Here is an 18674-nt window from a genome sequence, read left to right on the forward strand (position 1 = left end):
AAAGTCGAGCGAGTCACTTGATTTAAGTATCCAACTTCCGTAGACATACGCCCCATGGACACGACCACCGCCGTCGCCGGCGTCCCCGCCGGCGCACGCCTCCAGGAAGCCTCGCCCACCCGGCGGCGCCGCCGCCGGGCACCCCTCCACCTGCTCCGACGCTGGGTCTCACCCGTCGCACTCGTCGCGCTGTGGCAGCTGGCCTCCTCGACCGGCGTGCTGGACGAGCGCAAGCTCGCCTCCCCCGCCCAGGTCGCGGCCACCGCGCTCGACCTCGTCCAGGCCGGCACCCTCGGCACCCAGACGCTCATCTCGCTGCAGCGCGTCGGCCTGGGCTTCGCCATCGGCGCGAGCATCGGCCTGGCCCTGGCGGTCGTCGCCGGGCTCAGCCGGATCGGCGAGGACGCCATCGACCCGCCGATGCAGATGCTGCGGACCCTGCCCCACTTCGGCCTGGTCACCCTCTTCATCATCTGGTTCGGCATCGGGGAGACGCCGAAGGTGGCCCTCATCGCGCTCGGCGCGACGTTCCCCCTCTACCTCAACACCCTCGGCGGCATCCGCGGCATCGAGCGCAAGACCCTCGAGGCGGCCAAGGCCCTCCACCTGACCTGGGCCCAGCGGATCCGCCACGTCGTCATCCCCGGCGCGCTCCCCCAGACCCTGGTCGGCCTGCGGCAGAGCCTCGGCATCGCCTGGCTGTCGCTGATCGTCGCGGAGACCATCGCCTCGCAGTCCGGCCTCGGCTACATGATCAACCACGCCAAGGACTTCCTCCAGACCGACGTCATCGTCGTCGGCCTCGCCGTCTACAGCCTGCTCGGTCTCGCGACCGACGCCGTCGTCCGCTACCTTGAGAGGAAGGCCCTCGCATGGCGCTCCTGACCCCCGACACCACCGACAGCCCCGCCAACCCCGGCGACCCGGCTGCCCGGAGCGGGTACGTCGCCCGCGTCCGTGGCCACGACCGCTCCTTCGGCGACACCCACGTCCTGCGGTCGATCGACCTCGACGTGCAGCACGGCGAGATCGTCGCGCTGCTCGGCCGCAGCGGGTGCGGCAAGTCCACGCTGCTGCGCAGCCTCGCGCACCTCGACCCGGCCCCGGCCGGCGAGGTCGAGGTCAGCGGCCGCACCGGCGTCGCCTTCCAGGAGCCGCGGCTGCTCAACTGGCGCACCGTCCACCAGAACGTCGCGCTGGCCCTGCTCAACAGCCCCGAGCGCAAGAAGCGCTTCGACCTGGCCGAGGAGACGCTCGCCGAGGTCGGCCTCGGCGAGAAGCTCGACGCCTGGCCGCTGCAGCTCTCCGGCGGACAGGCGCAGCGCGTGTCGCTGGCCCGTGCCCTGGTGAGCAACCCGGCACTGCTGCTGCTCGACGAGCCGTTCAGCGCGCTCGACGCGCTGACCCGCATCGAGATGCACCAGCTGGTGATCGAGCTGTGGCGTCGCCACTCGATGGCGATCCTGCTCGTCACCCACGACGTCGACGAGGCGCTGGCCCTGGCCGACCGCCTCGTCGTGATGGACGGGGGCCGGATCGGTCGCACCTGGGAGATCACCCTGCCGCGATCGGACCGCGCGCCCTCCCAGCCCGACATCGCCCGGACGCGGGCCGAGGTCCTCGGGGCCCTCGGCGTCAAGCCCACCCCGCCCAACCCCCGACGCGACCCGGTCACCGGGGAGCTCGGTCCCGCCCACCACAGCAACCCCGCGAAGCGAGGAGCAGCATGACCCGCACCACCACCCCGAGGACCGGCCGCCGGCGCGGCGCACGCACCGCGCGGACCGGGTTCCTGGCCGCCGTCCTGACCACCGCCGCCCTGGTGCTCGCCGCCTGCGGCGGCTCGGCCACCGGCAACGAGGGCGCGGTCGGCGACGACGGCGAGGTCGACCTGTCGAAGGTCACGCTGATCGTCGGCGACCAGAAGGGCACCAGCGCGAAGGCCCTGCTCACCGCGGCCGGGCTGGACGACACCGAGTACACGATCGAGTGGAAGGAGTTCACCTCCGGCCCGCCGATCCTCGAGGCCCTGAACTCCGACGCCATCCACGTCGGCATGGTCGGCAACACCCCGCCGATCTTCGCCGCGGCCGCGGGCGGCACGTTCAAGATGGTCGCCACCGCCTCCTACACCGGCAAGGGCGACACGATCCTGGTGCCGAAGGGCTCCTCGGTGCAGAGCGTCGCGGACCTCGAGGGCAAGAAGGTCGCCGTCGCCGAGGGCAGCTCGGCCAACTACAACCTGCTGGCCCAGCTCGAGGAGGCCGGGCTGACCTACGACGACATCGAGGTGCAGAACCTGCAGCCGGCCGACGCGCTGGCGGCCTTCGCCAACGGCCACGTCGATGCCTGGGCGGTCTGGGACCCCTACACCTCGCAGGCGGTCGTCGACGAGGGCGCCCGCGTGCTCGTCGACGGTGACGGCCTGGTCAACGGCCTGAACTTCCAGGTCGCCTCGCAGTCGGCGCTCGACGACGAGGCCACCACGGCGGCGCTCGAGGACTACCTGACCCGGATCACCAAGGCGCAGATCTGGTCGGCCGAGAACCAGGAGGACTGGGCGAAGGTCTGGGCCGAGCAGACCGGCCTGAGCGAGGAGGTCACGCTGGCGGCCGCGAAGAACCGTCCGGTCACCCCGCAGCCGATCGACCAGGAGGTCATCGACTCCGAGCAGACGATGGCCGACACCTTCACCGCCAACGGGCTGATCCCCGAGGAGGTCGACGTGTCCGGCTTCTTCAGCGACCAGTTCGCCGAGGCGACCACCGGCGACGCCGTCCAGTGACCGCTCCGCTCGCCCTGCACTGGTTCCTGCCGACCTCCGGCGACAGCCGGGGGTTGGTGGGGGCCGGGCAGGGCGTCCCCCAGGACGTCACCACGAGCCTGGCCGACACGCTCGGCACCGGCTCGGTGCGCGATCGGTTCCGGCCGCCGACGATCGACTACCTGGCCGACGTCGCGCGCACCGCCGAGCGGCTCGGCTTCGAGGGGGTCCTGACCCCGACCGGCACGTTCTGCGAGGACGCGTGGCTCACCACCGCCGCGCTGGTCCGCGAGACCTCGCGGCTGAAGTTCCTCGTCGCCTTCCGGCCCGGCGTCGTCAACCCCGTCCTGGCCGCGCAGATGGCGGCCACCTACCAGCGGATCTCCGACGGCCGGCTGATGCTCAACGTCGTCACCGGCGGGGAGCCCACCGAGCAGGCCCGGTTCGGCGACACCGCCCCCAAGGACGAGCGGTACGCCCGCACCGACGAGTTCCTCGAGGTCGTCCGCGGCACGCGGAGCCGGGCGCCGTTCGACTTCGACGGGGCCCACTACCGCGCCGAGGGCGCGTTGGTCAGCGGCGGCATCGACCCGGTGCCGCCCGTGTACTTCGGCGGCTCGTCCGCAGCGGCCGGTCCGGTGGCGGCGCGACACGCCGACGTCTACCTGACCTGGGGCGAGCCGCCGGAGCAGGTGGCCGAGAAGGTCGCCTGGGTCCGCGGCCTGGCCGCCGAGCAGGGCCGCACGCTGAGGTTCGGGCTGCGCGTCCACACGCTGTCGCGCGACACCTCCGAGGAGGCCTGGGGGCACGCCCAGTGGCTGCTCGACGGGGTCGACCCGGCGACGGTCGAGGCCGCGCAGGCCGCCCAGGCGCGCAGCGAGTCGACCGGCCAGCAGCGGATGAACGCGCTGCGCCGCACCGGCGCGGCGTACTCCTCCGCCCACGAGCTCGAGATCTCCCCCGGCCTGTGGGCCGGCGTCGGGCTGGTCCGCGGCGGCGCGGGCACCTCGCTGGTCGGCAGCCACGAGGAGGTGGCCGACCTGATCGAGGCCTACCACCGCGTGGGCATCGACGAGCTCGTGCTGTCGGGCTACCCGCACGTGGAGGAGGCGTCCTGGTTCGCCGAGGGCGTGATGCCCCACCTGCGCCGGCGCGGGCTCCTCGGCGGCGCGCCGGCACGGGTCCCGGTCGCCGCCTCGGCGTGACCGCGCACCCCGGCGTGGCAGGCTGGCACCGTGGACGACGCGACGTGGGCCGCCCTCGCACTCACCCTGACCGTGCTCGGGGCGGTGTGGACCTGGCACGCGTTCCGCCGGCGCGGCGTCGCCTCGGGCCTGCGCGGCGCCGGGCTCACCCTGCTGCCGGTCGCGGCGTACCTCACCGACACGCTGCGGATGTTCACCCGGATCGGCACGGCGGTCGGTGACTGGGTCACCGGCCTGGTCCTCAGCCCGTCGGTGTGGATCGGCATCGTCGTCGCGGGCGTGGCGGCGGTCCTGCTCGTCGTCTCGGGCGTCCTGCGTGACCGGGAGCGGTCGCGGGCCGTCGAGGGCACCGCCCCGGCGGCACCGCGGGACGCGGCGCGACGCGGCAAGGGCGAGCCGGCGATCGGCGGCGCGAGCGGGGACGACGACCTCGCCGACATCGAGGCGCTGCTGCGCAAGCGCGGCATCTCCTGACCGACCGGCCCTGCGTCTCCTAGAGTCCGGCGGGTGACCCACCTCGACGACGTCGCCCGGGATCGTCTCCGGGTCCGGCTCACCGCTGCGGTCGCCGCGGCCGAGGGGGACCTGCCCACCCCGGTGGCGGTCGTCGACCTCGACGCCTTCGAGGCCAACGCCGCGGACCTGGTCCGGCGCGCCGCCGGCACGCCGGTGCGGGTCGCCTCGAAGTCCATCCGCGTCCCCGCCCTGCTGCGCCGCGCGCTCGCGACCGAGGGCTTCGCCGGGGTGCTCGGCTACACCCTGCGCGAGGCGCTGTGGCTGGAGGAGCAGGGCGTCACCGACGACGTGCTCGTCGCCTACCCGACCGTCGACCGCGGCGCGCTCCGCCGCCTGGTGGCCTCGCCGGCCGCCGCCGCGCACGTCACGCTGATGGTCGACGACGTCGCGCACCTCGACGTCGTCGACTCCGTCCGGTCCTCCTCGGCCGTGCCGGTCCGCGTCGCGCTCGAGGTCGACGCCGGCCTGCGCGTCCGCGGTCAGCACGTCGGCCCCAAGCGCAGCCCCCTGCACGAGCCCGACCGCGTCGTGCGGCTGGCCCGCGAGGTCCTCGAGCGGCCCGGGTTCCGGCTCGTCGGGGTGATGACCTACGAGGGCCAGGTCGCCGGCGTACCCGACGCGGTGCCGAGCCAGCGGGCGCGCTCCACCGTCGTGCGGGCGCTCAAGACCGCCTCGCGCACCCAGCTCACCGAGCGCCGTCGCGCGGTGGCCGACGCGCTGCGGCCCCTCGTCGACCTCGAGCTGTGGAACGGCGGCGGCTCCGGGTCGGTCGAGTCGACGGTCGCCGACCCCGTCGTCACCGAGGTCGCGGCCGGCTCGGGCCTGCTGGTCCCGACCCTGTTCGACCACTACCGGTCCTTCGCGCCCCGCCCGGCCGCCTTCTACGGCGTGCCGGTGGTGCGCCGGCCCTCCCCCGACGTCGCGACCGTCCACGGCGGCGGGTTCGTCGCGTCCGGGGCCGCCGGCCGGGACCGGCTGCCGACGCCGTGGGCCCCCGCCGGGCTGCGGCTGACCGGGCTGGAGGGTGCCGGCGAGGTGCAGACGCCGCTCACCGGTCCGGGCGCGGCCAGCCTCGCGGTCGGCGACCTCGTGTGGTTCCGGCACGCGAAGTCGGGCGAGCTCTTCGAGCACACCGACCGGGTCCACCTGCTGCGCGGCGACCGGTTCGTCGAGGAGGTGCGCACCTACCGTGGGCACGGCCTCGTCTTCTGAGCCGGAGGTCGACCCCGCGGCGGCCGTGGTGGGGCTCGCCCGGTCCCGCCGGCCCACCCTCGGCGCCGGCCGGCTGGTCTGCGTCGACGGGCCGGCCGGGTCGGGCAAGACCACGCTGGCCGGCCGGGTCGCGGCGATGACGGGCGCGCCGGTGGTGCACATGGACGACCTGTACGAGGGGTGGGACGGCCTGCCGGGCGTGGCGGCGCAGCTCGGCACGCTGCTGCGCCCCCTTGCGCGGGGGGAGACCGGCCACTACCGGCGCTTCGACTGGCACGCCGACGCCTACGCCGAGACGGTCGCCGTCGCGCCCGCGCCGCTGCTCGTGCTCGAGGGGGTGGGCGCCGGCACGGCGGCGTACGCCGCGTCGATGACGGTGCTGGTCTGGGTGGAGGCGCCACCCGACCTGAGGCTCACCCGGGGCCTGGAGCGCGACGGTGCGGAGGCCGAGCCGCACTGGCGCCGGTGGACGGTCGCGGAGGCCGCGCACTTCGCGGCCGACCGCACCCGCGAGCGCGCCGACCTGCTCGTGGACGGGACGGGCCGACGGGCACCGCTGCGCCTAGGGTGACCCGGTGCTCCCTCCCAGCGGCGAACAGTTCGAGATCGAGGGCGGCGGCTACCGCGCCGTCGTCACCGAGAGCGGCGCCGCCCTGCGCGCCCTGTCCTTCCGCGGGCGGGACCTCGTCGACGGCTTCGGCGAGGACGAGATGTCCGCCGGCGGACGTGGCCAGCTGCTCGTGCCGTGGCCGAACCGCGTGCGCGACGGGCAGTACTCCTTCGAGGGCCGCGACCTGCAGCTGCCGCTGACCGAGCCGTCGCGGCACAACGCCTCCCACGGCCTGGCCCGTTGGGTCGCCTGGAGCGTCGAGGAGCACACCGGGCACTCGGTCTCCCTGCAGTACCGGCTGATGGCGCAGACCGGCTACCCCTGGACGCTGGACCTGCACGTCGCCTACGACCTGTCCGCGGACGGGCTCACCGTCACCCAGACCGCGACGAACGACTCCGGCCGCCCCGCGCCGTACGCCTCGGGCGCGCACCCCTACCTGCGGGTGGGCGAGGGCCCGGTCGACAGCTGGGAGCTCACGCTGCCGGCCGCGACCCGGCTGCTCGTCGACGACGAGCGGCTCCTGCCGGTCGGCCGGGAGGCCGTCGAGGGCACGGCGTACGACTTCCGGGTGGCGCGGCCGCTGCGCGGCGCCGTCCTCAACCACTGCTTCACCGACCTCGACCGCGACGCCGACGGGGTCACCACCGCGACGCTGCGCGACCCGGCGTCCGGCGACGGGGTGACCCTGTGGGTCGACGGGCACCACCCTTGGCTGCTGCTCTACACCGCCGACGACGTCCCGGCGACGGCGCGCCGCTCGCTCGCCGTCGAGCCGATGACGGCCCCGCCGGACGCGTTCCGGTCCGGGGAGGACCTGTTCATCCTCGCCCCCGACGAGACCGTCTCGGTCGTGTGGGGCGTCCGCGCGCTGGAGGACTGAGCCGACGGTCCGAGGCTCAGCGGGTGAGCTCGTCGGCGAGGCGGCGCAGCTCGCGCACCGCCGACCGGGCCCGCTCGCCGTCGGAGCCCTGCAACCCCATCGCCGAGACCGTCCGCCCGTCGGAGAGGTCGATGGTCGCCCACGGCGCACCGGGGGGCAGGTGGACCGCGACGACCTCGGCCCAGGCGAAGGTGCGCGTGCGGTAGCCGTTGACGACCGTCAGGCCGTCCCGGGCCGCGGTGACGCGGGCCCGGGTCAGCGCGTGCAGCACGACGCCGCCGAGGACGACGAAGAAGACGACCGTGCCGCGCTGGAACGGCGTGAAGGCCGCGCGCACCTCCTCGCCGAAGGAGAACCACGCCATCGCGAGGATCACGAGCAGGCCGAGGCCGAGGACGATCGCCACGATGCGGGGACCGAGCGGCCGCCAGGTGCGCGGCAGCGCCGCGCCGGCCTCAGAGCCGGCAGGCATTGATCTCGGTGAGCAGGATGCCCCGGGCACCCAGCTCCCACAGCTCGTCCATCAGCCGCTGCGCGCCCTGGCGGGGCACCATCGCGCGGACCGCCACCCAGCCGTCCTTGTGCAGCGGCGAGACGGTGGGGCTCTCGATGCCCGGCGTCAGCGCGACGGCCGCGGTGACGTGCTGGCTCTCGATGTCGTAGTCCATCATCACGTAGCTGCGGGCCACCAGCACGCCGTCGAGGCGCCTCTTGAAGACCTCGAAGCCGGCGGGCGCCTCGATCGCGGAGCGGGTGATGAGGACCGCCTCGGACTCCAGGATGGTCTCGCCGAAGACCTCCAGACCCGCCTGGCGCAGCGTGCTGCCGGTCTCGACGACATCGGCCACGACGTCCGCGACGCCGAGCTGGATGCTGGTCTCCACCGCGCCGTCGAGGCGCACGACCGAGGCGTCGATGCCGCGCTCGGCCAGGAACGCGCCGACGACGCCGACGTACGACGTCGCGATGCGCAGGCCGGCGAGCTCGGCGAGGTCGGAGTAGCGCCCCGACGGTCCGGCGAACCGGAAGCGGCTGCGGCCGAAGCCCAGCGAGCGGACCTCGTGGGCCTGCGCGCCGGAGTCGCGCAGCAGGTCGCGGCCGGTGATGCCGACGTCGAGGGTGCCCTCGCCGACGTAGAGCGCGATGTCGCGCGGGCGCAGGTAGAAGAACTCGACGCCGTTCTCCTCGTCGACGAGCGTCAGCTGCTTGCTGTCGTCGCGCTGGCGGTAGCCGGACTCACGCAGGATCTCCGAGGCGGACTGGGACAGCGCGCCCTTGTTGGGGACGGCGACGCGGAGGTGGGACATGGGTGTCCTGTTCGGATCAGAGGTGGGCGTAGACGTCGTCGAGCTCGATGCCGCTGGCCAGCATCAGGCACTGCGCGTGGTACAGCAGCTGGCTGATCTCCTCGGCCGCGCGCTCCTTGCCCTCGTGCTCGGCGGCCATCCAGGACTCGGCGGCCTCCTCGACCAGCTTCTTGCCGATCGCATGGACGCCGGCGTCGAGCTGGCGCACGGTGCCCGACCCCGCCGGACGCGTCCGGGCCTTCTCCTGCAGCTCGGCCCACAGCTCGTCGAACGTCTTCACGGGCGACCAGCCTAGGCGACGCGGGGGCCGGGCCGGCGGTCGGGAGCGACCCCCGGACGCGGCCGGGCCGGCTGATACCTTCCCGGGTATGAGCACCTCGCTGTCGCTCGGTGCCCAGCGACGTCGCTTCCGGGTCGTCGTGACCATCGCCCTCGGCTTCGTCGTCCTCTTCGCCGTCCTCCTCCAGCCGGGTCTCCCCCGCGGGGTGCGCGAGCCGGCCAGCGGCCTGGGACTGATGGCAGCCGGCGTCGCCACGGCGGTCAGCCTGGGGCTGCGCGCGCGGTGGTCGGCCGGGCGCCGGCGACGGGCCTGGCTGTGGCTGGCGGGCGCGGCGGTCAGCGCGGTCCTCGGCAACGTGTGGTCGGCCGTCGCCGGCTCCGACCCCGTCGCCGACCCGAGCCTGGTCAGCGACCTGAGCGTCTCCCTGGCGCTCGCCCTGTCGATCGCCGGCCTGCTCACCTTCCCGACCGCGCGCCGCCGCGGCCGCGACCTGGTGATCATGGTGCTCGACGGGGCCGTCGGCGGCGCGGCCGTGCTGGTCATGGCCTCGGTCCTCGTCTACGACCAGCTCCTCCAGTCCGTCGACGAGATCTTCGGACCGGAGTTCTTCAGCCTGCTGATCCCGTTCCTCGACGTCGCCCTGGTGACCTTCGGCCTCTTCCTCGTGCTGCGCGGGCGCGGGGAGAGCCGGCCCGCGCTGGCGCTCCTCGCACTCGGCTTCCTGCTGTACGCCGTCGCGGACCTGTCCTTCGCGGTGCGGGTCGCCCAGGGCACCTTCGCCTGGGGCGACCTGCCCGACCTCGGGTGGATCGCCGGCTACGTGATCATCGCCGTCGCCTCGTGGTACCCCATGCGACCTGACACCGACGACCTCGAGGAGCGTCGCACCGTCGCCGACACCCGCGACACGGTGCTGGTGTTCTCCATCGTCGGGGTCGCGGCGATCGTCCAGGCCGCGCTCAACGACGGCGAGGCGATGCAGCGCGCCCAGGTGTTCCTCTGGCTGCTCCTGGGGCTGGCCGCCGCGCTGCGACAGGTCGTCCTGACCGCTGACAACGCCCAGCTCCGGCGCGGCCTCGAGCGTCGCGTCGCCGAGCAGACGGCCGACCTGCGGCGCATGGCGCGGCGTACCGAGACCCTGATCACCTCCGTGGGCGACGGCATCTACGGCGTCGACGCCGACGGCCGGATCACCTTCGTCAACCCCTCCGGCGCGCGCGCCCTCGGCCAGGGCGCGGAGACCCTTCTGGGACACGACGCGCACGCGCTCTTCCACGCCCCCACGGTCGACGGCACCAGCTATCCCTACGACGGCTGCTACATCGCCGAGGCGATCGCTTCCGGGGTCGTCACGAACGCCGAGGAGGACGTCTACCTCCGCGCCGACGGCACGACGTTCGCGGTCGAGATCACCGCCAGCCCGCTCCTGGACGACCACGAGGTCACCGGCGCGGTCGTGGTCTTCCGCGACGTGACCCAGCGCCGCGAGGTGGACCGGATGAAGAACGAGTTCCTCTCCGTGGTCAGCCACGAGCTGCGGACCCCGCTCACCTCGATCCGCGGGTCCCTCGGCCTGCTCGCCGGCGGCCAGCTGGGCGAGCTGAGCCCGCGCGCCACGTCGATGGCGCGGATCGCGCTGGAGAGCAGCGAGCGGCTCACCCGCCTCATCAACGACATCCTCGACCTCGAGCGGATCGAGTCCGGCACCCGACCGATGGAGCTGGCGCCCGCCGAGGCCCGCGAGGTAGTCGAGGCCGCCGTCGCCGAGATGGACGCGATGGCCCGCGGCTCCGGCGTCCAGCTGGTGGTGGGCGCCGCCGCCGGCCAGGTGCTCGCCGACCGGGACCGCATCGTGCAGACGCTGACCAACCTGGTCAACAACGCCGTGAAGTTCTCCTCCGCCGGCGGGCAGGTCGTCGTCGACGCCGTCCCGCAGCCGGGCGGCTCGACCGTGCTGTTCCGCGTCGTCGACCAGGGCCGGGGCATCCCCGAGGACCAGATCGCCACGATCTTCGACCGGTTCCACCAGGTCGACTCCTCCGACGCCCGGCAGAAGGGCGGCACCGGGCTCGGCCTGGCGATCAGCCGCGGCATCGTCGAGCGGCACGGCGGCCGGATCTGGGCGGAGAGCCGCCCCGGCGAGGGCAGCACGGTCCAGTTCACCCTCCCCGCCCACCAGCGGGCGCGGACGACCGAGGGGTCGGCGCGGTCCGACGCCCCGACGATCCTCGTCTGCGACGACGAGCCGGCGGTCGTCGGCACGCTGTCGACGATGCTCGAGCGCCACGGCTACCGCCCCGTCGGCGTCGGGGACGGCGACACCGCGATCGCCCGGGCGGGCGCCGAGCGGCCCGCCGCCGTGCTCGTCGACCTCCGCATGCCCGGCACCGGCGGCGCCGAGGTGGTCGCCGAGCTGCGCCGCGGCGAGCGCACCCGCAACATCCCGCTCATCGTCGTCTCCGGGCTGGGGCCCGAGGCCGCGCCGGAGCTCGGTGCCCAGACCGACGGCTGGCTGGTCAAGCCGGTCACCGAGGAGCAGCTGGTCCAGGCCGTCGAGGTCGCCCTCACGGGCCGGATGCAGGAGAGCGCCGTGCTGCTCGTCGAGGACGACGAGGACCTCGCGGAGGTGATCACCACGCTGCTGCGCGGGCACGGCCTCCGCGTCGACCACGCCGCGACCGCGGCCGCCGCGATCGAGGCCGGCCGCTCGCTGCGGCCGCAGGTGCTCGTGCTCGACCTGCACCTGCCCGACGAGGACGGCTCCGCCGTCGTCGCGGCGTTCCGCGCGGACCCCGCGCTGAGCGGGACGCCGCTCGTCGTCTACAGCGCCGCCGACGTGGAGGTGGCGCGTCGCGCCGACCTCGAGCTCGGCCCCACCGTCTTCCTCACCAAGGGCCGCAGCGGCCCCGAGGCGCTCGAGGAGCGGGTGCTCGGGCTGCTCGACGCCGTCACCGGCGGGCCCGCCGCGGCGCCGGCCCCGTCCCCCACCGACGCCACCAGGCCCGGCACCACCCACAGCACCACCGACAGCACCACCGACAGCACCAGCCCCCGTCCCCAGGAGGAACGTTGACCACCCGCCTCGACATCACCGTCCGCGCCGCCACCGGTGTCGGACGCACGAAGCTGGCGGCGTACGACCACGCCCTGCTCAACGCCGGTGTCGGCAACCTCAACCTGATCAAGCTCTCCTCGGTCATCCCGCCGCACAGCACCGTGCGGGTGCTCGAGGACGGCGCCCGCGAGGTGCTGGCCGGCGGGCACGGCGACAAGCTCTACTGCGTGGAGTCGGCCGCCGTCGCCGAGCACAGCGGGGAGACGGTGTGGGCCGGTCTCGGCTGGACCACCGACGCGACGACCGGCGGGCTCTTCGTCGAGCACCACGGCGGCAGCGAGGAGTCGCTCCTCGAGCAGATCACGCTGAGCCTGCACGACATGGACGCCAACCGCGGGGGCGGCTACGGCCCGGTCCAGGCCGCGACCGCCTCCGCCCACTGCACCGACCGGCCCGTGTGCGCGCTGGTCGTGGCGACGTACTCCGTGGAGGACTGGAGCCCGAAGGACAGCCGTGGCTGAGCCGACCGTCCTCGACATCGTGGTCGAGCGCGAGCTCGACGACGAGACGATCGCCGACTACTGGAAGCTCTACCGCGAGACCTTCGCCGAGCTCGAGACGCGGGCCATGGCGCGCCACCTCCTCCATGAGCACGAGTTCGTCGAGGAGATGAAGGACGCCCGGGTGATGAAGTACGTCGCCCGCAACGCCGCCGGGCAGGTGGTCGGCCTCTCCACACTGACCCGGGACCTGGTGACGGTGCCGTGGATCAGCCCGGGCTGGTGGGCGCACCACTACCCCGAGCACACGGCGCGCGACGCCGTCTACTACCTGGGGTTCACCCTCGTGCGGCACGAGGAGCGGAAGTCCAACGTCATGTGGGCGATGATCTCGACGATCGTGGAGATGCTCGTCGAGGAGCGGGCCGTCTGCGGCTACGACTACTGCAAGTTCAACGACGAGGTGCTCGGCCTCGGATCGGGTACCGAGTCGTTGCTGCACCGCATCGCCGACGTGGAGGTGGACGCCGCGGACACCCAGACCTACTACCGGGCGCTGTTCGCCGGCCCCCGCGGGTCGAGCTGATGCCCCGAGCCCTCGTCGTGGACGACGACGACTCCATCCGGGAGATCACCCAGCTCGCGCTGGAGGTCGTCGCCGGCTGGGAGGTCGTCACCGCGGACAGCGGCGCGCGGGCCATCGAGCTCGCCGCCGAGCACCAGCCCGACGTGGTCGTCCTGGACATGATGATGCCCGACATGGACGGGCTGACGACGTTCCGGCACCTGCAGGAGCAGGCCTCGACCGCGCACGTCCCGGTGGTGCTGCTGACCGCGAAGGTGCAGGTCGGGGATCGTCAGCTGTGGGACGAGATGGCCGTGGCCGGCGTCATCTCCAAGCCGTTCGACCCGATGACGCTCGCCGCCGAGATCTCCACGATGCTCGGCTGGGCCTAGCGGGTCACCGGCCGGTGATGCCGCGCAGGGTGTGCGCGGTCTGCACCGCCGCGGCCGTCGCCTCGTAGCCCTTGTCCTCGCTCGAGCCGGGCAGGCCGGCCCGGTCGAGGGCCTGCTCGTCGGTGTCACAGGTGAGCACGCCGAAGCCGACGGGGGTGCGGTGGTCGAGGGCGACCCGGGTCAGCCCGTCGGTGGCGGCGGAGCAGACGTACTCGAAGTGCGGGGTGCCCCCGCGGACCACGACGCCCAGGGCGACCACGGCGTCGTACCCCCGCTCGGCGAGCGCCGCCGCGACGACCGGCAGCTCGAAGGTGCCGGGGACCCGGACGACGATGGACTCCCCCACCTGGTGGTCGTCCAGCGCCCGCTCGGCGCCGGCCAGCAGACCGTCCATGACCTCGGTGTGCCAGCTGGCCGCGACGACCGCGACCCGCAGGTCGCTGGCGTCGACGGGCTGGAGGGACGGGGCGCCGTGGCCGCTCATGCGTGCGTCTCCTGGGGGTGGGTGTCCGCCGCGGCGGGGTCCGCGACGGTGCTGGGTGCCGGCTCGACGGAGGTCAGGCCGGGCAGGACGTGACCCATCCGGTCGCGCTTGGTGCGCAGGTAGGCCAGGTTGTGGTCGTTGGGGTGCGGCGTGAGCGACACCCGCTCGGCGACCGGCACGCCGAAGTCCTCGAGGCTGCTGACCTTCTCGGGGTTGTTGGTGAGCAGCCGGACGCTCCCGACGCCCAGGTCGCGCAGCACCTGGGTGGCGGCGCCGTAGTGGCGCGCGTCGGCGGGCAGCCCGAGGTCGAGGTTGGCGTCGACGGTGTCGCGACCGCCGTCCTGGAGCTGGTAGGCCTGCAGCTTGGCGACCAGGCCGATCCCGCGTCCCTCGTGCCCGCGCAGGTAGACCACGACGCCGCGGCCCTCGGCCACGATCCGCTCGAGCGCCTCGTCGAGCTGCGGGCCGCAGTCGCAGCGGTCGCTGCCGAAGACGTCGCCGGTCAGGCACTCCGAGTGCACCCGCGTCAGCACCGGCTCCTCGCCGCTGATGTCGCCGTGGACCAGCGCGATGTGCTCGGAGCCGTCGACGGTGATCCGGTAGCCGTACGCCGTGAAGTCCCCGTGCCGCGTCGGCAGCCGGGTCTCGGCGACCCGCTCGACGAGGTTCTCGTGGCGCCGTCGGTGCTTGACCAGCTGCTCGATCGAGATCATCGCGATCCCGTGCTCGTCGGCGAACTCGCGCAGCTCGGGGGCCCGCTTCATCGTGCCGTCGTCGTTGACGACCTCGACGAGCACGCCGGCGGGCGTGAGCCCGGCCAGCGTGGCCAGGTCGACGGCCGCCTCGGTGTGGCCGCGCCGGACGAGGACGCCGCCCTCCCGGTAGCGCAGCGGGAACACGTGGCCGGGCCGGGTCAGCTCCCACGGCTCGGTCGCGGAGTCGGCGAGCACCCGGACCGTGTGCGCGCGGTCGGCGGCCGAGATGCCGGTGCTGACGCCGTCGCGGGCGTCGACGGAGATGGTGTACGCCGTGCGCATCTTGTCCCGGTTGTGCGGGGTCATCAGCGGGATCTCGAGCCGGTCGAGCATCGCGGCCGGCATCGGCACGCAGATGACGCCGCTGCTGTGCCGGATCGTCCAGGCCATCAGCTCGGGCGTGGCCCGGCTCGCGGCGAAGATGATGTCGCCCTCGTTCTCGCGGTCCTCGTCGTCGACGACGACCACGGCCTTGCCGGCGGCGATGTCGGCGATGGCCTGCTCGACGGTGTCGAGGCGCACCTTCGCGTGCTGGGGCTCGCCGGTGGCGGGGGTGCCGGGGGTGGTCATGCGGGGACTCCTTCGTCGACCGGCAGCGGTGCGACCGGCTGGTGGGTGGCGCGCTCGACGCGCCACCAGGTGATCAGGCCCAGGACGCAGAACGCCCCGTAGAACAGGTACATGCCGGCGGTCGGGTAGTAGCCGGCCCGCACGAGGGTCGTCACGCCGACCACGTCGACGGCGATCCACACCAGCCAGAACTCCACCCAGCCGCGGGCCATGCCGTAGGTCGCGATGAGGGAGCCGGCGAGGATCCAGGCCTCGGTGGCGGGGCCCCACGAGCCGATCCGCACGAGGAGCGCGTACGCCGCGGCGTACCCCACCGCGGCGAGGCCGAGGAGCGCCAGCCGCTCGCGGGCGGTCGCCCACCGGGGCGTGACCGGCGCGGCGTCGGGCGAGCGCCGCGAGGAGCTCCACCGCCACCAGCCGTAGAGGCCGACCACCACGAACATCACCTGGCGCCCGGCCTGGCCCCACAGCGGCTCGGAGGTCGCGCCGCTGAGCTCGCCGCTGACGAACACGGTGAAGAGCAGCACGTTGCCGACCAGGCCGACCGGCCAGGCCCAGACCAGCCGGCGCATGCCGAGCAGCGCGCTGGCGAGGCCGAAGCCGTTGCCGACGACCTCGCGGACCGAGAGGGTGCCGTCGCCGACGGCGATCGTGCCGTGCAGCAGCCAGTCGAGCATCAGGCCTCCTCGGCGACGGGACGGGTGGGCAGGTGGCCGGCCAGCAGCTTCTCGACGTGCTTGGCGATCACGTCCGCCTCGAGGTTCACCCGGTCACCGGCCCGGCGGGTGCCGAGCGTGGTGCGGGCGAGGGTCTCGGGGATGAGGCTCACCGTGAAGGACCGCTCCCCCGCCTCGACGACGGTCAGGCTGACCCCGTCGACGGTGATCGAGCCCTTGTCGACCAGGTAACGCGCGAGCTCCGGCGGCAGCGAGACCTCGACGACCTCCCAGTGCTCGCTCGGCGTCCGGCGCAGCACCTCGCCGACGCCGTCGACGTGGCCCTGGACGATGTGGCCGCCGAGACGGGTGGCCGCGGTGACGGCCCGCTCGAGGTTCACCCGGTCGCCGGGCTGGACGCCGCGGAGGCTGGTCTTGTCGAGGGTCTCCTGCATGACGTCCGCGGTCCAGGTGTCCTGCTCGCGCGCGGCGACGGTCAGGCAGCAGCCGTTGACGGCGATCGAGTCGCCGAGGCCGGCGTCCTCGAGGACCGTGGTCGCGCGGATCGTGAGCCGGATGGCGTCGCCCTGGTCCTCGACCGCGGCCACGGTCCCGAGCTCCTCGACGATCCCTGTGAACATGTCAGCGCTCCTCGCTGTCGCGGTGCGGCGTCATGGTGAACCGCACGTTGGGCTGCTCGCCCGGTCCGTCCGCCCCGAGCACGGTCACGTCGGTGACCGTGGGTCGGAACGCGTCGGCGATGGTGGAGATTCCGAGGTCGCCCACGGCGGGCAGTCCGGCGCCGAGCATCGCCGGGGCGACGTACGCCACGACCTCGTCGACGAGGCCGGCCCGCAGGAAGGCCGCGGCCAGGGTGGGGCCACCCTCGAGGAAGACGTGCTGGCGGTCGCGGGCGCGCAGCTGCGCGAGCGCCTCGTGGGGGTCGCGGGTGCGGAGCAGGACGGTCTCGGCCCGGTCGTCGAACACCCGGCGGTCCGGGGCGAGGTCGCGCAGGCCCATGACCGCGCGCAGCGGCTGGTGGGGCAGGGGGACGTCGTGCTCGTCGCGGACCGTGAGCGCCGGGTCGTCCACGGCGACGGTCGCGGTGCCGACCAGCATCGTGTCGGCGCGGGCGCGGAGCCGGTGGGTGTCGAGGCGGGCGGCGCGGCCGGAGACCCAGCGGCTGGTGCCGTCGGCGGCGGCGCTGCGGCCGTCGAGGGTCGTGGCGAGCTTCCAGGTGACGAACGGTCGGCCGTGCTCGACCGCGAAGGTCCAGGTCCGGTTGAGTGCGCGTGCCTCGTCGGCGAGCAGGCCCTGCTCGACCTCGATGCCCGCCGCCCGGAGCGTGTCGGCCCCGCCGACCGCGACCGGGTTGGTGTCGGCCTGGGCGAAGACCACGCGGCGGACGCCGGCCTCGACGAGCGCGCGGGCGCACGGGCCGGTGCGACCGGTGTGGTTGCACGGCTCCAGCGTCACGACCGCGGTCGTGCCCCGCGCCCGCTCCCCGGCCCGCGCCAGCGCGTCGGCCTCGGCGTGGGCGGTCCCGGCGCCGCGGTGGTGACCCTCGGCCACGGTGGTGCCGTCGTCGGCGAGGAGCACGCAGCCGACGCGCGGGTTCGGGCCGAGCGGCACGCCGGGGGTCGCGGCGAGCTCGAGCGCCCGGCGCATCGCGCCCCGCTCCGCACCGCTGACCGTCATCGTGCCCCTCGCCCTGTCGTGTCCGCTGCTCGCGGTCTCCGGGGTGACAGGGGCGTTCGACACGTACGTGCCGAGCCGCCTGCGTGCGCTTCCCATCCGGACTTTGACCGTCGGTCCAGGAGTTCCACCTGGTCAACCGGTCACTGGTGTGTGACCGGGTCGCGGACTTTCACCGCCGGCTCGGAATTTCACCGACCCCAGAGCACGCGAGCCTTCGCTCGTCCGGGCCGAGTCTGCCACAGCGCCTGCGCCCCGCCGGCGTGACCCGGCCCACCTGGTGGGACAACCTTCCCGGCACCCGCGGCGTCTCCAGGGCATGCGCCTGCTGCTCGCCGCCCTCGTGCCCACCGTCCTCCTCGCCGGCTGTGGGGGCACGCCGGCACCGTCCGCCGGCCCGCCGGCCTCGTCCTCGGCCTCGTCCTCGGGCTCGCCGGTGGCCTCGCCGGTGGCCGCGCCCGCGGCGGCGGTGCCGGAGGTCGACCGCGGTCGCGCGATCGCCGAGGCACCGACCTCGGTGTTGCGGTCGGCCACGGTCCGCCGTACCCGGGCGGGCCTGGTCGTGACCGCCTGGTGGGGCTGCCCGGACGCGCAGTCCTGCTCCCTCGCCGACCAGGCCGTCGCCGGCAGCGGGGACGACTTCGAGACGGCGACGTACGAGCAGGTGACCCGTCGACGCGCCGCCGAGCGGCTGGGCGGCCCGCTCCGCGGACCGGTGGCCGTGCCCGGCCTCGACGGGCTGCTGACGCAGGAGGCCGACTCGCTCCTGCCCGGCACCCGCGCGGTGCTCGGGGGCGGCGACGGTGCCACGCTGCTCCCGTTCCAGCAGGTCGCGCGCCGGGTCGCAGGCGGAGCCTGGCAGGTCTTCGAGGCGCCGCTGGTCGACGGCGAGCGTGGCTACGTCACGAGCGCGGTCGTCCTGTCGGACGGGCGGCTGCTCGTGCTGCTGCCGGCCTGGAGCGGCGACCGGGCCGGGCGACCGAGCACCGTCCACCACGGGCTGTGGGTCTCCGACGGGGACGACTGGTCGTCGTACCGGCCCTGGTCGGGCGACCCCGGCGGCGTCCAGGACCTGCGCGCCGATCCCCGGGAGGGCGGGGTGCTCTGGATGGTCGCGGCCGACGACGTGGCTCCCCTGCTGGTCTCCACCGACGGCGGCCGGACGCTGCGCGCCGTACGGGCACGGTGAGCCCGTCGATCCTCGATCGAACGTTCGATCAACGGC

Annotated in this window: 21 protein-coding genes and 1 riboswitch; of the genes, 13 read left to right on the plus strand and 8 right to left on the minus strand. The window is 74.3% G+C overall.

Annotated elements, in window-relative coordinates; all coding sequences use genetic code 11:
• Positions 1-54: 54 nt before the first annotated feature.
• Genes QWY28_RS21100 through QWY28_RS21135 form a run of 8 tightly spaced genes read left to right on the plus strand, consistent with a single transcriptional unit; the run spans position 55 to position 7190 of the window.
• On the plus strand, positions 55-885 hold the full coding sequence (locus QWY28_RS21100) for an ABC transporter permease (protein ID WP_300954787.1): 831 nt from the start codon (positions 55-57) through the stop codon (positions 883-885).
• Complete coding sequence (locus QWY28_RS21105) at positions 873-1730, plus strand: ABC transporter ATP-binding protein (protein ID WP_300954789.1); 858 nt, start codon at positions 873-875, stop codon at positions 1728-1730. The genes QWY28_RS21100 and QWY28_RS21105 overlap by 13 nt, the downstream gene beginning before the upstream one ends.
• Complete coding sequence (locus QWY28_RS21110; RefSeq protein WP_300954791.1) at positions 1727-2785, plus strand: ABC transporter substrate-binding protein; 1059 nt, start codon at positions 1727-1729, stop codon at positions 2783-2785. The genes QWY28_RS21105 and QWY28_RS21110 overlap by 4 nt, the downstream gene beginning before the upstream one ends.
• A complete protein-coding gene (locus QWY28_RS21115) occupies positions 2782-3969 on the plus strand; it encodes an LLM class flavin-dependent oxidoreductase (RefSeq protein WP_300954792.1) in 1188 nt (395 codons plus the stop codon). Before QWY28_RS21110 ends, QWY28_RS21115 begins: the two co-directional genes overlap by 4 nt.
• 30 nt (positions 3970-3999) lie before the next feature.
• On the plus strand, positions 4000-4443 hold the full coding sequence (locus QWY28_RS21120) for a hypothetical protein (protein WP_300954793.1): 444 nt from the start codon (positions 4000-4002) through the stop codon (positions 4441-4443).
• 33 nt (positions 4444-4476) lie between these two features.
• Positions 4477-5697 carry an amino acid deaminase/aldolase gene (locus tag QWY28_RS21125; protein ID WP_300954794.1) on the plus strand — a complete coding sequence of 407 codons (1221 nt, stop codon included), beginning with the start codon at positions 4477-4479 and terminating at the stop codon, positions 5695-5697.
• Positions 5675-6268 carry a uridine kinase family protein gene (locus QWY28_RS21130; RefSeq protein WP_300954795.1) on the plus strand — a complete coding sequence of 198 codons (594 nt, stop codon included), beginning with the start codon at positions 5675-5677 and terminating at the stop codon, positions 6266-6268. Before QWY28_RS21125 ends, QWY28_RS21130 begins: the two co-directional genes overlap by 23 nt.
• Before the next feature lie 4 nt (positions 6269-6272).
• Positions 6273-7190: an aldose 1-epimerase family protein gene (locus QWY28_RS21135; RefSeq protein ID WP_300954797.1), complete on the plus strand. Its 918-nt coding sequence runs from the start codon at positions 6273-6275 to the stop codon at positions 7188-7190.
• Between the two features lie 16 nt (positions 7191-7206).
• Here the strand turns inward: QWY28_RS21135 and QWY28_RS21140 are convergent, their stop codons facing one another.
• From QWY28_RS21140 to QWY28_RS21150, 3 genes are read right to left on the minus strand one after another with little or no spacing between them, the layout of a single operon-like run.
• Positions 7207-7662 carry a PH domain-containing protein gene (locus QWY28_RS21140; protein ID WP_300954798.1) on the minus strand — a complete coding sequence of 152 codons (456 nt, stop codon included), beginning with the start codon at positions 7660-7662 and terminating at the stop codon, positions 7207-7209.
• On the minus strand, positions 7646-8497 hold the full coding sequence (gene hisG, locus QWY28_RS21145) for an ATP phosphoribosyltransferase (RefSeq protein ID WP_300954799.1): 852 nt from the start codon (positions 8495-8497) through the stop codon (positions 7646-7648). The genes QWY28_RS21140 and hisG overlap by 17 nt, the downstream gene beginning before the upstream one ends.
• A 16-nt stretch (positions 8498-8513) precedes the next feature.
• Positions 8514-8777, minus strand: coding sequence for a phosphoribosyl-ATP diphosphatase (locus QWY28_RS21150; RefSeq protein WP_171896726.1), 264 nt, complete (start codon positions 8775-8777; stop codon positions 8514-8516).
• An 88-nt stretch (positions 8778-8865) separates the two neighbouring features.
• On the opposite strand from QWY28_RS21150, the gene QWY28_RS21155 reads away from it, so the two are divergent.
• Genes QWY28_RS21155 through QWY28_RS21170 form a run of 4 tightly spaced genes read left to right on the plus strand, consistent with a single transcriptional unit; the run spans position 8866 to position 13289 of the window.
• Positions 8866-11850, plus strand: coding sequence for a response regulator (locus tag QWY28_RS21155; RefSeq protein ID WP_300954800.1), 2985 nt, complete (start codon positions 8866-8868; stop codon positions 11848-11850).
• Positions 11847-12353, plus strand: coding sequence for a pyruvoyl-dependent arginine decarboxylase (locus tag QWY28_RS21160; RefSeq protein ID WP_300954801.1), 507 nt, complete (start codon positions 11847-11849; stop codon positions 12351-12353). The genes QWY28_RS21155 and QWY28_RS21160 overlap by 4 nt, the downstream gene beginning before the upstream one ends.
• Positions 12346-12918, plus strand: coding sequence for a hypothetical protein (locus QWY28_RS21165; protein WP_300954802.1), 573 nt, complete (start codon positions 12346-12348; stop codon positions 12916-12918). The genes QWY28_RS21160 and QWY28_RS21165 overlap by 8 nt, the downstream gene beginning before the upstream one ends.
• Complete coding sequence (locus QWY28_RS21170; RefSeq protein WP_300954804.1) at positions 12918-13289, plus strand: response regulator; 372 nt, start codon at positions 12918-12920, stop codon at positions 13287-13289. Before QWY28_RS21165 ends, QWY28_RS21170 begins: the two co-directional genes overlap by 1 nt.
• Before the next feature lie 4 nt (positions 13290-13293).
• On the opposite strand, the gene ribH is transcribed toward QWY28_RS21170, so the two are convergent.
• The 5 genes from ribH to ribD are packed head-to-tail and all read right to left on the minus strand — an operon-like array spanning position 13294 to position 17452.
• Positions 13294-13773 carry a 6,7-dimethyl-8-ribityllumazine synthase gene (ribH, locus tag QWY28_RS21175; RefSeq protein WP_300954805.1) on the minus strand — a complete coding sequence of 160 codons (480 nt, stop codon included), beginning with the start codon at positions 13771-13773 and terminating at the stop codon, positions 13294-13296.
• Positions 13770-15098: a bifunctional 3,4-dihydroxy-2-butanone-4-phosphate synthase/GTP cyclohydrolase II gene (locus QWY28_RS21180; protein WP_300954806.1), complete on the minus strand. Its 1329-nt coding sequence runs from the start codon at positions 15096-15098 to the stop codon at positions 13770-13772. The genes ribH and QWY28_RS21180 overlap by 4 nt, the downstream gene beginning before the upstream one ends.
• Positions 15095-15775 carry a nicotinamide mononucleotide transporter family protein gene (locus QWY28_RS21185; RefSeq protein WP_300954808.1) on the minus strand — a complete coding sequence of 227 codons (681 nt, stop codon included), beginning with the start codon at positions 15773-15775 and terminating at the stop codon, positions 15095-15097. The genes QWY28_RS21180 and QWY28_RS21185 overlap by 4 nt, the downstream gene beginning before the upstream one ends.
• On the minus strand, positions 15775-16395 hold the full coding sequence (locus QWY28_RS21190) for a riboflavin synthase (RefSeq protein ID WP_300954809.1): 621 nt from the start codon (positions 16393-16395) through the stop codon (positions 15775-15777). The genes QWY28_RS21185 and QWY28_RS21190 overlap by 1 nt, the downstream gene beginning before the upstream one ends.
• A gap of 1 nt (position 16396) precedes the next feature.
• Positions 16397-17452: a bifunctional diaminohydroxyphosphoribosylaminopyrimidine deaminase/5-amino-6-(5-phosphoribosylamino)uracil reductase RibD gene (ribD, locus tag QWY28_RS21195; RefSeq protein WP_300954810.1), complete on the minus strand. Its 1056-nt coding sequence runs from the start codon at positions 17450-17452 to the stop codon at positions 16397-16399.
• Positions 17453-17531: 79 nt separating this feature from the next.
• Positions 17532-17662: riboswitch (FMN riboswitch) on the minus strand.
• A 106-nt stretch (positions 17663-17768) separates the two neighbouring features.
• On the opposite strand from ribD, the gene QWY28_RS21200 reads away from it, so the two are divergent.
• A complete protein-coding gene (locus tag QWY28_RS21200) occupies positions 17769-18638 on the plus strand; it encodes a hypothetical protein (RefSeq protein ID WP_300954811.1) in 870 nt (289 codons plus the stop codon).
• Positions 18639-18674: the final 36 nt, after the last annotated feature.

This window comes from Nocardioides oceani (genome assembly GCF_030412965.1).
Lineage (GTDB): Bacteria > Actinomycetota > Actinomycetes > Propionibacteriales > Nocardioidaceae > Nocardioides > Nocardioides oceani.